Below are 13,557 nucleotides of genomic sequence, written 5' to 3'. Positions count from 1 at the left end.
TCGATCGAGTGACAATGCGGCTCCCGGCGTCTGTGGCTGGTGCACACACTGCCATCAGGGTCACCGAGAACGCGCGAACCACCACCGACACGGACCGGCGTGTCGGACGCGCTTCGACCGAGCGCCTCTCGGGGAATCGGACCAATTCGATGCTGCTCACCCGGGTTTTCGGTCCCGGCGGCAGCCTCGGGTCCCGGCGGCAACCCCGGGTTCCGCGGCGGCTCGGTCACGGCGCGGGTCGGCGAGATTCGCTCGGGCGGTGGGCTGCGGGTAGGACGCGGCGCACTACGCGTAGAGCTGAGCCTTCCTGTGGGTGATGCTCTCGATGTCGGCCGCGGTCGCGTCGATCAGCTGGTGGGACAGGTCCGCGAGCGCGCGGGCGGCCGCGAGTTCGTCCCCGATCGCCGGGACGTCGGTGTCGGCCGGATTCAGTCTGGCCAACCCGACACCCACCAACCCCGGTTTACCCTCGGCGTGCAGCCGGGCCTTGGCTCGGGTCCGGCCCTCGTGCTCGTCGATTTCGATCGCCACCGACCACTTCTTCTCGTCCATCATGGTCGCCTCCTCGACTCACACCTCAACGATGACAGTCCGGCAGCCGCACGTCGAGGGGTCGTCGACCGGTTCGCCGGCGGCGTGCAGCACCGTGACGTTCCTCACAATCAGGGGTCACCCGCCTCCGAGTGCGCCGAGCACCTGGAGCAGCGACGGACCGAGACGGTCCAGCACGTCCGCGTCGAGCCGATCGGCGAGCATCCGGTCGAGCTCGGCGATCGCGTCCTGCCCCACCCGCAGCAGGCGCGCGCCCTCGTCGGTCACGAAGAGTTGTGCGGTGCGTCCCCGGCCGGAGACGGTCGCCCTGCGCACGGCGCCGAGCTCCTCGAGTTTCGTCAGCGTCGCCTGCATGCTCTGCGGCGTCACCGAGGCGCGCCGGGCCAACTCGCTGTACGAGATTCCCGCGTCCCGGGACAGATGCCCCAGTGCGGACAGGTGCCGCATCGCAATCCCCTCCGCCCTCAGGACGGCTTCGACGTGCTCACGCATGCGCCGACCGACCGCGATCACGAGGAAGGCGGCGCTCAGCGGTGGGGCGTTCCTCACCCCGTCGTCCGTCATCTTGACAACTCCCGTCGGCCAGTTTCAGACTGACTGAAACTCTAGCGACATTCGGATCCCGTCACCCCGCCGACGCCGCTGCCCGCACGAAAGAGACTGCCAGTCATGGGAATTCGCCACTACCTCCGTCACGCACCGTCGGTCACCGCCGCGGAGGCGATGCGACTGGTCGACGAAGGCGCGTTGATCATCGACGTGCGTCGACAGTTCGAATGGAACCGGAACAACATCCCCGGGTCGATTCACATCCCCCTCGACGAACTGCCCCGACGATGCGAGGACCTGCCCGACGACCGGCTGCTGATCACCTTCTGCACCGGTGGCCTCCGATCGGCCGGAGCCGCGAACATGCTCATCGAGTTCGGCTTCGACGCCCGGAACATGTCGAGGGGGCTGATCGACTGGCGGGCCGCCGGAGGCGCACTGCACGGCACCGCGAACACCGCCTCCCCGGGCGAGGCGGCAGACTCCGGAAACAGCTGACCCGGTCTCGTCGATACCCTGGAGGTCAAGTCGAACGTGCGGTGCATGGTGTCCGCTCGAATCCGGGAGGCATGCCAGTGTCGCGTCTTCGTCGCAAGTCCATCGCCCTGACGGCGGTGGCAGCGGCCGTCCTACTGCTCGGTGGGTGCACGATCTCCCAGAGCGACTCCGGGTCGACGGGCCCCGCGACGACGACCGTCCGGGAGTCCGAGGCCGCCATCGCGTTCACACCGGCCGACCCGACGACGCCGGTCAACCCGCTCAGCCCGATCCGGGTGGACGTCACCCAGGGCACGCTGACGTCGGTGACGCTGACCAACCCGGAGGGCAAGGTGGTCGGGGGCATCACGACACCGGATCAGACGTCGTGGAAGCCCAGCGAGCCGCTCGGCTACGGCAAGACGTACGCACTCACCGCGGCGGCGGTCGACTCCCAGGGCCTCCCGACGACGAAGAACACCACCTTCACCACCGTCGCGCCGAACAACCAGACCCGCCTGTACCTGAACACCACCGGTGGGCAGTCGATCACCGAGGGCGGCACCTACGGCGTCGGGCTCGTGGTCGTCGCACACTTCGACGAGGAGATCGGCGACCGCGCCGCGGCGGAGAAGGCGATGACGGTGACGACGAATCCCCCGGTGCAGGGTTCCTGGTACTGGGTCGACGACCAGAACGCGCACTGGCGTCCGCAGGAGTACTACACCCCCGGCACGACGGTGTCGGTGGACGCGAAGATCTACGGCGCCGAGCTCGGCGACGGGCTCTACGGCCAGCAGGACGAGGCGGTCACGTTCGGGATCGGCGACTCGCACGTGTCGATCGCCGACGACGACACCAAGATGGTGACCGTCTACGAGAACGGTCAGGTGGTCCGCGAGATGCCGACGTCGATGGGTATGGGCGGCACCGAGACGATCGGCAACACCACGCTGTCCTTCTGGACGCAGCCCGGCACCTACACGGTGATGGACAAGGCGAACCCGGTGATCATGGACTCCTCGACGTACGGGCTGCCGATCAACTCACGTCTCGGCTACAAGGAGTCCATCAACTGGGCGACGCGGATCAGCACCGACGGGATCTACCTGCACGAACTGGCGTCGAGCGTGTGGGCGCAGGGCAACACCGACACCTCACACGGCTGCCTGAACCTGAACCCGACCAACGCCCAGTGGTTCTTCAACTTCTCCCGGCCCGGCGACGTCGTCGAGGTCCGCAACACCGGCGGCGCCCCGCTCGAGGTGTGGCAGAACGGCGACTGGAGCGTGCCGTGGGACGAGTGGCTGGTGGGTAGCGCCCTGTAGCGCCTGTGAGTCCTTCCGGTCCGCAGGAGGGCCGAAAGGACTCACGGAACCAGCTGGCTAGAGCCCGATGGGCAGGCCGGCGTAGTTCTCGGCGAGTCCGGTGGCGCCGGCGGTGCTGCTCGCCACCCAGCGCAGCTGCGAGAGCTGCAACTGCGCGTCGAAGGGGTCTCCGCTACGGTGCAACATCGTCGTCATCCACCAGGAGAAGTGGGTGCAGCGCCAGACGCGGCGCAGCGCGCTGTCACTGTAGGCGTCGGCGAGGGTGTCGTCGTTCTTGCGCAGCAACGAGATCAGGGCCGGGGCGAGCAGCGCGACGTCCGCGACGGCGAGGTTCAGTCCCTTGGCACCGGTCGGCGGGACGATGTGCGCGGCGTCGCCGGCGAGGAACAGACGGCCGTGACGCATCGGTGTCTGCACATAGCTGCGCATCGGCAGCACGCTCTTCTCGGTGATCGGGCCGGATCGCAGTGTCCAGTCGTCGATTCCGGCGCCGAGGCGGGTGGACAGCGCCGCCCAGACGCGGTCGTCGGACCAGTCCGCGACATCGGTCCCGTTCGGTACCTGCAGGTAGAGCCGGCTGACGGTGTCCGAGCGCATCGAGTGCATCGCGAAGCCGTCGGGATGCCAGGCGTAGATGAGTTCGTCGGTGGACGGGGCGACGTCGGCGAGGATGCCGAGCCACGAGTACGGGTAGACGCGCTCCCACGTCCGGCGGACGCTGTCGGGAATCGCCGCGCGGCTGGGGCCGAACGAGCCGTCGCATCCGGCGATCACGGCCGCATCGACGCGCTGCTCGGTGCCGTCCGCGTCGACGAAGGTGACGTACGGCGAATCGGTCTCGATGTCGTGCAGGGCGGTCTCGGTGACGCCGTAGAAGAACTGCTGACCGGCGGCCTCCCGCGCGTCGACGAGGTCCCGAGTCACCTCGGTCTGGCCGTACACCCACACGCTGCGTCCGCACAGGTCGACGAAGTCGAGGTGGTGGCGCTCGCCGGGCGTCTGCAGATGGATGCCGCGGTGCTCCTGCCCCTCGCGCCGCAGCCGCTCACCGAGGCCGACGGAGTCGAGCAGATCGACCGTCGAGTGTTCGAGGATGCCCGCGCGGATTCGGGAGAGCACGTACTCCTGGGTGCGGGTCTCGATGACAACGGACTCGACGCCCTGTTCGGCGAGCAGGTGGGACAGCAGGAGACCGGCGGGGCCGGCGCCGATGACGGCTACCTCGGTACGCATGGCGCCCAGTGAAGCCGACCATCGCGCGAGCGACCCAGCATCGTCTTTCGCTGAGCGGAAGTTCAGTGCAGACTCCGCTCGATGCCGCGCGCCGCCACCTGCAGCGCCGCGACGAGCCGGGACCGGTCGCGCTCGAGGCTCGGCACCACGAGGCCGAGGCCGGCGATCACCTGCCCCTCCGACGACCGGATCGGGACGGCGACCGAGCACGCGCCGAGGCTCATCTCCTCACGGGTCTCCGCGTAACCGTCCTGATGGATCCGGCGGAGTTGTTCACGCAGCCGCCCGACGTGGGTCACGGTGTACGGCGTGACCCGGGTCAGCGACGCGAACACCCGCTCCTGGACGTCGGGCGGGGCGTATGCGAGCAGGACCTTCCCGACGGCGGTGGCGTGCAACGGAAGCCGGGATCCGACGGTGCTGACGACGGGTACGGACGCGTGCCCGCGGAGCCGGTCCAGGTAGAGCACCTGCGTGTCCTCCCGGACCGCGAGGTGCACGGTGGCGAGGGTGGCGCCGTAGACGTCGTGCAGGAACGGCGAGGCGATCTCGCGGATCCCCGCCCGCGCAGGCGCGAGCAGGCCGAGTTCCCACAGCCGCGGACCCACCACGTACTCGCCGGACTCGCGGCGCGCCAGGGCGCCTCCCGCGAGGAGTTCGCGGACCAGGCGGTGCGCGGTGGGGAGGGCGAGACCGGCGCGGTCGGCGATCGCGGTCAGCGTCAACGTCCGGTGCTGCTCGTCGAACGCACCGAGGATCGCGAGGATCCGGGAGACCACGGTCGCGCCCGGGGTCGCGGTGTTTCCCGCCATCACCAGCCTCCTTTCACTCAGTGAAAGCCTACCGTCGCGGTGACGCGAGGCACCGCCCTAGCCTGCCGATGTGACCACAGCACCTGATCCCCGAGCGAAGGCGTCCTCCGACGCCGCCGCCTCGACCCAGTCGGAGATCCTCGCCGAGATCCGCGACATCGAGACGGCCTACACCCACTCCGGCGTGGAGGAGTTCCAGCCGCGCCTCGACTACGCGCCGTACCGCAGCAGCGTCCTGCGCCACCCCACCAAGGACCTGCACCACGCCGACCCCGAGGGCATCGAACTCTGGGCGCCGGTGTTCGGCAACCAGGACGTCGATCCGCTCGAGGCGGACCTGACGATCGCGCACCGCGGCGAACCCGTCGGCGAGCGCACCGTGATCACCGGCCGGATCGTCGACGGCGAGGGCCGACCGATCGCCGGGCAGCTCGTCGAGATCTGGCAGGCCAACGCGGGCGGTCGCTACATCCACAAGCGCGACCAGCACCACGCCGCGATCGACCCCAACTTCACGGGCGTCGGCCGCTGCCTCACCGGCCCCGACGGCTCGTACCGCTTCACCACGATCAAGCCCGGCCCCTACCCGTGGCGCAACCACCACAACGCGTGGCGGCCCGCACACATCCACTTCTCGCTGTTCGGAACCGATTTCACGCAGCGGATGATCACCCAGATGTACTTCCCGGGCGACCCGCTCTTCGAACTCGACCCGATCTTCCAGTCCATCACCGACCGCAAGGCGCGCGAGCGTCTCGTCGCGCAGTACGACCACGACGTCACCACCCACGAGTGGAGCACCGGCTACCGATGGGACATCGTCCTGTCCGGCAGCGCGAAGACCTGGACCGAACCGGAGGACCACGACGCATGAGCACCCATCTCGCCCCCACCCCCGGCCAGACGGTCGGACCATTCTTCGGATACGCGTTGCCGTTCGACGGCGACAACGAACTCGTCCCGCCCGCCCACCGCGACGCGATCCGCCTGCACGGACGGGTGCTCGACGGCAACGGCGACCCGGTGCCGGACGCGCTGCTCGAGATCTGGCAGGCCGGACCGGACGGAAAGGTCGTGCAGCGCACCGGTTCCCTGCACCGTGACGGCTGGACCTTCACCGGATGGGGTCGCGCCTCGACCGACAACCAGGGCGTCTACTCGTTCTCGACCCTTGCTCCCGGTGTCGGCGAGGACGGCCGCCCGCCGTTCTTCGCGGTGACGGTCTTCGCCCGCGGCCTGCTCAACCGGCTGTTCACCCGCGCCTACCTGCCCGCCGACGAGGACGCGCTCGCCGCCGACCCGCTGCTCGCCTCGCTCGCCCCGGAGCGGCGCGGGACGCTCGTGACGGTCCCCGACGGCGACGGCTACGTCTTCGACATCCGACTCCAGGGCGAGAACGAGACGGTCTTCCTGACCTACTGACGGCTTCCTACGCTGCGGTGGCTTCGATCTGCGAGCGCAGCCACGCCATCGCGGGCATCCGGTAGCCGTCGATCCCCTTGTAGGCGGCGATCTCCGCGGGCAGTTCCTCGACGATGTCGGCGAGTTGTTCGGCCCACCGCGGCACGGTCGCGATCTCGGCGAGGGGCGCCATGTAGGTGCGGATGTTGAACACCAGCGCACCGGTCATCGGCAGCCGGATCAGGTGCTCGAGTTCGATGCGCAGCTGGATGCGGCCCCAGTCCTCGTCGGCGATCAACCGCGGCATGTCGTCCATCCACCGCGGCATCGTCTCGAGGCTGGTGTCGCGCAGGCGGGATCCGACCGCCGAGAACGTCCAGTTCACCCGGCGGTACACCTGGTCGGTGGTCAGCCGCTGCAGGAACTGCTCGGCCCGGCCGGTGACGCCGCCGGGTGTCAATCCGGGTACGGGGCGGTGGATCTCGTCGAAGTTCATGCCGATGTCGAACTTCACGGACCAGTCGGCCGACGAGGTGACCAGCGCGGCGTCGAACCACAGCCGGCCGTCGCGTTCGGTGAGCAGCAGGACGTCGTCCGGGACCTGGCGGCCGATGAACGTCAACGGATGCTCCGGCAGGGTGCCGAGGTTGCCGAGAAGGAAGTCCTGGTCGATGCCGAGAAGCCTATTGACCCAACGATATTCGGTGCCGTCGCGGTGGAGCTCCATCGACTCCGGATACGATGCCGCCAACTGCCCCATCAGGTACAGCATGACGTCCCAGCACGCCGGCGTCATGTGGGGCAGCACCTGCACCCGTCCCGGGTCCGCGGCCAGTACCTCGGCCCGCAACGCTGCCATCTCGAGATAGTCGGGGCCCAGGTCCACGATGTGCTCGCCCCAGCCACCGGTCGGGGTGGGGGTGAAACGCGGAGCCGGTTCGACGTTGACGGCGTACCGAAACGTGTTCTCGCCCTCCGGGAAAGGCCAGGGAAGCCGGGAAAGATCACTGGTGTGCACAGATGTGGTCACGCGTCCTCCTCGTTCGGGTTGGGTGGATCCTCCCGGCGTCAGGCAGCTTCCGCAACCGCACCGAGATAGGTGCCGTGGTGCGACGATCGGTGGGATCGCACCTCGAGCACGGTGCCGCAGGTCGCGCAGCGGACGCGGCCGCCCGGCGCGACGGCGGCGTCCTGGGCGGTGGCGCAGTGGGGACAGAACACCGCGACGCCGCCGCGCACGGTCAGGTGCGTGGTCACCTCGGACGGCAGTGCACCCGCGGCCCGCACCGCGGCGACCGCAGCCATCAGGTCACGTTCCGCGCCGGCGAGCATCACTCGACTGCCGGCGCGGGCCCCGTCCACCGCCTCCCGTACCGCGTCGGTGTCGGCGCCGGACAGCACGGTCGCGGTCCGACCGAGCGCGATCGCCTGGGCGCACCACTCCGCGGCCGCCGCCCGCGCGTCGGGGCAGTCGCCGAGCGCCGCGATCAGGAAGACCCGGCCCCCGGCGTCGACGGTGCCGAGTCCGCACTCGTCTGCGTCCCAGTCGAATCCGGCGCTCACACACTCACCCCCGCATACTCACGGAGCCAGTCGATCCCGGGGCCGCGGGTGCGGGTGACGCCCTTGTAGTCCGCCATGTCCTCGGGCAGTTCGACGAGCACGTCGTGCAGTCGCTGCGCCCACTCGGGGACCAGCGCGACATCGACGAGCGGCAACAGGTGGGTGCGGATCAGGAACAGGATCGCGCCGGAGGCACCGAGCCGGATCAGGTGCTGCACCTCCACCCGCAGGTGCAGGCGGTCACCGACTTCGGCTTCCGGGCCCTCGCCGAGCAGCCGACGGTCCGGCCCCCAGTCGGGATACGTCTCGGTCGCGGTGTCCCGGCGCCGGTCCACGGTCAGCGTCCAGTTGGTGCGCCGATACCGCTGTCCCGGTTGCAATCCCATGAGGAACTGCTGGGCGCGCGGGATGACACCCTCCTCGTGCACGCGCGGTACGGGGCCGTGGATCTGCAGGAAACTCATACCGACGTCGAAGCGCAGCGACCAGTCGGCCGCGAACGTCACGAGCCCGGCGTCACCCCACAGCGCACCCTCGCGCTGGTCGAGCAGGACCACGTCCTCCTGGATCTGCCTGCCGAGACAGCGCAGCGGCGGATCGGGCAGCGTGTCGGCGCGGCTGTACGCGAACGACTGGTCCCAGCCGAGTTCATGGTTGCGCCAGCGCCATTGCTCGCCGTCGCGGTCCAGGGTGAACCGGTCCGGGTAGGCGTCGACGAGCATCCGCATCACGGTCGTCATCGCCTCCCACTGCGCGACGTCCATGTGCGGCAGCGCCTGGAAGCGGGACGGGTCCGCGGCGAGAATGCGCTCCCGCTCGGCGAGCTCGTCCCGGTAGTACTCGTCGATGTCGACCGGGTGGTCGCCCCAGCTGCCCGCCGCGGTGACCGCACGGGCGCCCGCGGGCTCGACATTGGTGCTGTACCGGTACGTCTCGTGCGGGAACGGGAAGGGGAATCGCACCACACGGGCGGGCAGGGCGACGGCCGTCACAGGTCCACCTCGATTCGGTCACCGTCGGCGCGGGACACGCACGGCATGAAGCAGCTGCCGGAGTCCTTCTCCGACGCGGTCAGGAACAGGTCGCGGTGCAGCGGTGCGCCACCGACGACCGGGGTGCGGCATTCGCCGCAGACGCCCTGCCGGCACAGGTTCGACACCGCGACCCCGTGCTGTTCGAGCGCGTCGAGGGCGCTCACCCCGGCGGGCACCGGGACGTCGATGCCGCTGCGCCGCAGGCCGAGGGTGAACGCTTCCCCCGCGTCGAGTGCGCCGACCCCGAAGTGTTCGTAGTGGATTCGCGCGGACGGCCAGCCGGCGTCGGTGGCGCGGGCGACGAGTTCGTCGATGAGCACCCCGGGTCCGCAGGCGTACAGGTGGGTGCCCAGCGGCCGGTCGAGCAGGGCCGGTCCGACCGTGGACCAGAACTCGCCGGGAGTGTGGTAGGTGTGCAGGCCGTCCCCGCACAGCTCACGCAGCTCGTCGAGATGCGGGCCGTCCCCGGGCCGGAAGGTGTAGTGCACCTCGAACGACCGCCCCCAGGTGGCGGCGGCGCGGGCGTGGGACAGGATCGGTGTGACGCCGATGCCACCGGCGACGAGCAGGTGGTGCCGCGCCGTCAGGACCGGCGCGAAAGCGCTACGCGGACGGCTGATCTCGACGGTGTCCCCGGGAACCAGGTCGTGGATCCAGCGGGATCCGCCTCGTCCGGACGGGTCGAGCCGGACCGAGATCTCGTACGCGTCGGGTTCGAGTTCGGGTCCGGTGAGCGAGTAGGAGTTGCGGCGGGCCCGGCCGTCCGTGTCCGTGCCGCAGGACACCACCACGTGGCTGCCCGGGGTGAAGGACGGCAGCGTGGCGCCGCGGGGGTCGACCAGCCGCAGGTGGCGGACACCGTCGGCGGGCGTGCTCGCCGCAGCGACGACGAGCACTCGGGTGGGAGCGTCGCCCCGGACCGGCAGGTCGGACGTGAGGGTCATCAGCGTTCCTCCGCATCGTGCATGTAGCCGAGGTACGCGCCGGTACGGCGCGAAAGATGGTGGTAGACGACGAGATCGGCCGCACACTCCGGGCAGCGCGTGAGCCCGCCGACCGGGACGGACGCCTCGTGGACCGTCGCGCAGTGCGCACAGTGCACGTGGAGTTCGGCGTCGACGCCGCGGGAGTCGACGACCTCGGCGAGGATCTCCTCCCCGAGCACCCCGGCGGCCAGTGCCTGGGCCTGGGCCGCGAGCACCGGCGCCTCGGCACCGACGAGAACCAGGCGCCACCCGACGCGGGCGGCGACCAGCTGGCGTTCCAGGACGTCGGCCGCGAGCTCGGTCCACCCGGGTGGCAGCCGCAGCCAGTTCACCCGCGTCCCGGCGAAGGTCGCGACCAGTTCGTTCGCGCGGTGGCGGGCGTCGGGGCCGAACGACAGGACGGTGACGACCCGTCCGCCGCCCGCGACCTCCGCCCGATCGGACCGCCACCGCCCGACGCTGGTGGTCTCCATACAGACGCTCACGGCTCCCCCTACGGCGCGAAGGTGCGCTGGCCGACGTAGAACGCCAGCGCCCCCTCGGGGGTGGTGAACCGGATCCGCGACCCCTTGGGGAAGAAGATCGCGTCCCGCGGGCCGGCGGTCTCGACCTGCCCGGTGTCGAGGTTCTCGAGCCGGAACTCGCCGTCGAGCACCACCTTCATCTCGTCGTACTCGTAGGTGTAGTCGAGCGGGGCGTCGGCGGGCTCGAGCTTGAAGTAGCCCGCGGCCATCTCCGAGCCCTCCGGGTTCGGGTAGACGTCGTCGATGTAGCCCTTGGTCCCGGGGAACTCCTCCACCGGCATCTGCGGGAGCGACTTCCAGAAGTCGGCGGTGACGCGGAAGGCGGGGACTGTGGTGGTGCCGTCTGCCATGGGTACTCCTGGGCACGGGGCCGCCGGTGCGACCGTGATGAGGGAAGAAGAGAACGCCATTTCGCTGGCGTGAAACAGACACTACTGTCAGGAAACCCACCGGGGGGTTGCCGCATCGTTAACGCGTGTAACCGAAAACTCTCAGCCGGCAACAAGTCTCGGGTTCCGCGGAGCCTCCGAAGCCGTCACGACAATCTGACCGGGCTGTAACACTCCCGTCATGGATGGTATGTTTCCTGGTATTCGACAGCGATTCACCTAATGAAACGTCCCGCTCCGTGCAGGACACCGACGACTTCGCAGCCGAGAAGACCACCAGGAGCCCCGATGACGCTCGACACCGCCGACCGCGCCGTGACGCGCTTGCCCGCACCGTCCGACACCGTGCCCGCCGCCGCGCCGACCGACCTCGCCGGCATGGCCCGCGCCACCGGCACCCGCTTCATCCTCGCGATCTTCGTGACCCTGTCGGGCAAGCCGTGCGCCAAGCTCGTCCCCGTCGAATCGGTCGACGAGCTGGCCACCGAGGGCGTCGGGTTCGCCGGCTACGCAGCGGGCGCGATGGGCCAGGAGCCCAAGGACCCCGACCTGGTCGCGATCCCCGACCCCTCCTCCTTCACCCCGATCCCGTTCGTCCGCCCGGGCCTCGCCCTCGTCCACTGCGACCCGCACGTCGAGGGCAAGCCGTGGCCCTACGCCCCGCGCGTCATCCTCGAGTCGGCGCTCTCCCGCGCCGCGTCGCTGGGCCTCGAGGTCAACGTCGGCGCCGAGATCGAGTACTTCCTGGTGAACAAGGACGAGAAGGGGGGCCTGCGCACCGCCGACGCGCTCGACACCTCCCGGCAGCCCTGCTACGACGCCCGCGACGTCACCCGCATGTACGAGCACCTGACGTCGATCTCCACGGCGATGAACTCCCTCGGCTGGGGCAACTACGCCAACGACCACGAGGACGGCAACGGCCAGTTCGAGCAGAACTTCGACTACGCGGACGCGATGACCACCGCCGACCGGGTGATCACCCTCCGCTACCTGATCTCGGTTCTCGCCGAGGAGCGCGACATGACGGCGACGTTCATGCCGAAGCCGTTCGCCGACCGCACCGGCAGCGGACTGCACATGCACCTGTCGCTGTGGCGCGACGGCGAGGCCGCGTTCCCGGACGCCTCCGATCCGCGTGGTCTGGGACTGTCGAAGACCGCCTACTCCTTCATCGCCGGCATCCTCGAACACGCCTGCGCCCTGCAGGGCGTCATCGCACCGACCGTGAACTCCTACAAGCGGACCGGGGCCACGGCCACGAGCAGCGGCGCCACCTGGTCGCCGCGCCGGGCCACCTACGGCGGCAACGACCGCACCCACTACCTGCGGGTGCCGGACCACAACCGCGTCGAGCTCCGCGGCGGCGACGGCTCGGCCAACCCCTACCTCGCCGCGGCCGCCGCGATCGTCGCCGGGCTCGACGGCATCGAGCGCGACCTCGACCCGGGTGAGCCCGGCTCCGGCGCCGGACCGGACACGCTGCCGATGACGCTGCTGCACGCGATGGACGCGCTCGCCGCCGATCCCGTCGTCTGCGGGGCGCTCGACGGCGCGGGCACCGGTGTCGCCGACTACTTCACCGGCCTCAAGCGCGAGGAGTTCTTCTCCTGGCACAACACGGTCACCCCGTGGGAGGTCGAGACCTACCTCACGGCCTTCTGACCCAACCCTTCCCACGACATTCGAGGAGACTGCCCATGTGCGGCATCGTCGGGCTCCACCTGCGTGAGCCCTCCCTGTACCCCCAGCTCGGTGGCCTGCTGACCGGCATGCTCGGCGAGATGGTCGACCGCGGACCCGATTCCGCCGGCATGGCCATCTACGGCGACCCGACCTTCTCCCCCGCCGGACAGGCGTCGGTGTCGCTGCTCGGCGCCGGGCCCGGGGTCGCCGCCGCGGCGGGCGCCCTGCTCGGCATGGAGGTCACCGCGATCGAACTGCCGCCGACCACCGTGCTGCACGCACCGGTGCCGGCCCACGAGCTCACCGCGGTGATCCGGTCCGTCGCACCGGACGCCACGGTGATCGGATTCGGCGACGACGTCACCGTTCTCAAGGGCATGGGTGACCCCGTCGACCTGGCCCGCGGATTCGGGCTGCCCGCAGCAACCGGCTGGCAGGGCGTCGGGCACACCCGGATGGCCACCGAGTCCGCCGTCACCGCCGCCGGCTCGCACCCCTTCGCCGTCGGCCCGGACCAGTGCCTGGTGCACAACGGATCGTTCTCCAACCACCTGTCCGTCAAGCGCGAACTCGAGGCCGAGGGCGTGCAGTTCGACAGCGAGAACGACACCGAGGTCGGTGCCCGCTTCGTCGCCAAGCACCTCGCCGAGGGCGCGGACCTCGAGAAGGCGCTGCGCCTGCTCGGTGAACGCTTCGACGGCTTCTACACGCTGCTCGTCTCGACCTCGGATTGCTTTGCGGTGGTGCGTGATCCGATCTCCTGCAAGCCCGCGATCGTCGCCGAGACCGACGCCTACGTGGCGATGGCGTCGGAGTTCCGCGCCCTGGCCCACCTCCCGGGCATCGCGGACGCGCACCTGTTCGAACCCGAACCGGACCGCGTCTACGTCTGGAACCGCTGACGCGCTGCGTCCTCCGGCACTGACGCACTGCGTCCTCCAGCACCGACGCACTGCGTCCTCCAGCACCGACGCTCTGCGTCCTCCAGCACTGACGCTCTGCGTCCGGAACTGCTGACCCGAC

General features: G+C 70.0%; 16 protein-coding genes. 6 read left to right on the top strand and 10 right to left on the bottom strand.

From position 1 onward, the window contains the following. Positions 1-285 precede the first annotated feature (285 nt). Positions 286-552 carry a DUF1876 domain-containing protein gene (locus ACFYVR_RS05325; protein ID WP_387471176.1) on the bottom strand — a complete coding sequence of 89 codons (267 nt, stop codon included), beginning with the start codon at positions 550-552 and terminating at the stop codon, positions 286-288. 117 nt (positions 553-669) lie between these two features. Further along, positions 670-1,116: a MarR family winged helix-turn-helix transcriptional regulator gene (locus ACFYVR_RS05320; RefSeq protein WP_387470436.1), complete on the bottom strand. Its 447-nt coding sequence runs from the start codon at positions 1,114-1,116 to the stop codon at positions 670-672. A 105-nt stretch (positions 1,117-1,221) separates the two neighbouring features. Between ACFYVR_RS05320 and ACFYVR_RS05315 the strand changes: the two genes are divergently transcribed. Next, the gene (locus ACFYVR_RS05315; RefSeq protein ID WP_387470434.1) at positions 1,222-1,599 is read left to right on the top strand and encodes a rhodanese-like domain-containing protein; all 378 of its coding nucleotides are present in this window, start codon (positions 1,222-1,224) and stop codon (positions 1,597-1,599) included. Positions 1,600-1,670: 71 nt separating this feature from the next. Next, positions 1,671-2,906, top strand: a complete 1,236-nt coding sequence (locus ACFYVR_RS05310) for an Ig-like domain-containing protein (RefSeq protein ID WP_387470432.1) — start codon at positions 1,671-1,673, stop codon at positions 2,904-2,906. Between the two features lie 57 nt (positions 2,907-2,963). Here the strand turns inward: ACFYVR_RS05310 and ACFYVR_RS05305 are convergent, their stop codons facing one another. Beyond that, positions 2,964-4,139, bottom strand: coding sequence for a 4-hydroxybenzoate 3-monooxygenase (locus tag ACFYVR_RS05305; protein ID WP_387470430.1), 1,176 nt, complete (start codon positions 4,137-4,139; stop codon positions 2,964-2,966). A gap of 62 nt (positions 4,140-4,201) precedes the next feature. After that, positions 4,202-4,951, bottom strand: a complete 750-nt coding sequence (locus tag ACFYVR_RS05300) for an IclR family transcriptional regulator (protein WP_387470428.1) — start codon at positions 4,949-4,951, stop codon at positions 4,202-4,204. A 70-nt stretch (positions 4,952-5,021) separates the two neighbouring features. Between ACFYVR_RS05300 and pcaH the strand changes: the two genes are divergently transcribed. Beyond that, entirely contained in the window at positions 5,022-5,825 is an 804-nt protein-coding gene (gene pcaH / locus ACFYVR_RS05295) for a protocatechuate 3,4-dioxygenase subunit beta (RefSeq protein ID WP_387470426.1), read from the top strand. Further along, positions 5,822-6,373, top strand: a complete 552-nt coding sequence (gene pcaG / locus ACFYVR_RS05290) for a protocatechuate 3,4-dioxygenase subunit alpha (protein WP_387470424.1) — start codon at positions 5,822-5,824, stop codon at positions 6,371-6,373. Before pcaH ends, pcaG begins: the two co-directional genes overlap by 4 nt. 7 nt (positions 6,374-6,380) lie before the next feature. On the opposite strand, the gene ACFYVR_RS05285 is transcribed toward pcaG, so the two are convergent. Genes ACFYVR_RS05285 through ACFYVR_RS05260 form a run of 6 tightly spaced genes read right to left on the bottom strand, consistent with a single transcriptional unit; the run spans position 6,381 to position 10,809 of the window. Next, complete coding sequence (locus tag ACFYVR_RS05285; RefSeq protein WP_387470422.1) at positions 6,381-7,382, bottom strand: DUF3445 domain-containing protein; 1,002 nt, start codon at positions 7,380-7,382, stop codon at positions 6,381-6,383. Between the two features lie 38 nt (positions 7,383-7,420). Then, a complete protein-coding gene (locus tag ACFYVR_RS05280; protein WP_387470420.1) occupies positions 7,421-7,915 on the bottom strand; it encodes a dimethylamine monooxygenase subunit DmmA family protein in 495 nt (164 codons plus the stop codon). Then, positions 7,912-8,907 (bottom strand): DUF3445 domain-containing protein, encoded by a 996-nt coding sequence (locus ACFYVR_RS05275; RefSeq protein ID WP_387470418.1) that lies wholly within the window; start codon positions 8,905-8,907, stop codon positions 7,912-7,914. Before ACFYVR_RS05275 ends, ACFYVR_RS05280 begins: the two co-directional genes overlap by 4 nt. Then, positions 8,904-9,893 (bottom strand): PDR/VanB family oxidoreductase, encoded by a 990-nt coding sequence (locus tag ACFYVR_RS05270; protein WP_387470416.1) that lies wholly within the window; start codon positions 9,891-9,893, stop codon positions 8,904-8,906. Before ACFYVR_RS05270 ends, ACFYVR_RS05275 begins: the two co-directional genes overlap by 4 nt. Then, positions 9,893-10,420 carry a dimethylamine monooxygenase subunit DmmA family protein gene (locus ACFYVR_RS05265; RefSeq protein WP_387470414.1) on the bottom strand — a complete coding sequence of 176 codons (528 nt, stop codon included), beginning with the start codon at positions 10,418-10,420 and terminating at the stop codon, positions 9,893-9,895. Before ACFYVR_RS05265 ends, ACFYVR_RS05270 begins: the two co-directional genes overlap by 1 nt. 8 nt (positions 10,421-10,428) lie before the next feature. After that, a complete protein-coding gene (locus ACFYVR_RS05260) occupies positions 10,429-10,809 on the bottom strand; it encodes an ethanolamine utilization protein (protein WP_387470412.1) in 381 nt (126 codons plus the stop codon). A 327-nt stretch (positions 10,810-11,136) separates the two neighbouring features. Between ACFYVR_RS05260 and glnT the strand changes: the two genes are divergently transcribed. Both glnT and ACFYVR_RS05250 read left to right on the top strand, forming a co-directional pair. After that, positions 11,137-12,513: a type III glutamate--ammonia ligase gene (glnT, locus tag ACFYVR_RS05255; RefSeq protein ID WP_387470410.1), complete on the top strand. Its 1,377-nt coding sequence runs from the start codon at positions 11,137-11,139 to the stop codon at positions 12,511-12,513. A gap of 35 nt (positions 12,514-12,548) precedes the next feature. After that, positions 12,549-13,436, top strand: a complete 888-nt coding sequence (locus ACFYVR_RS05250; protein WP_387470408.1) for a glutamine amidotransferase — start codon at positions 12,549-12,551, stop codon at positions 13,434-13,436. Positions 13,437-13,557: the final 121 nt, after the last annotated feature.

The organism is Rhodococcus sp. NPDC003318 (genome assembly GCF_042879035.1).
Lineage (GTDB): Bacteria > Actinomycetota > Actinomycetes > Mycobacteriales > Mycobacteriaceae > Rhodococcus_G.
The sequence above is the reverse complement of the archived record's forward strand: the minus strand, read 5'-3'. Positions and strand labels throughout refer to the sequence as shown.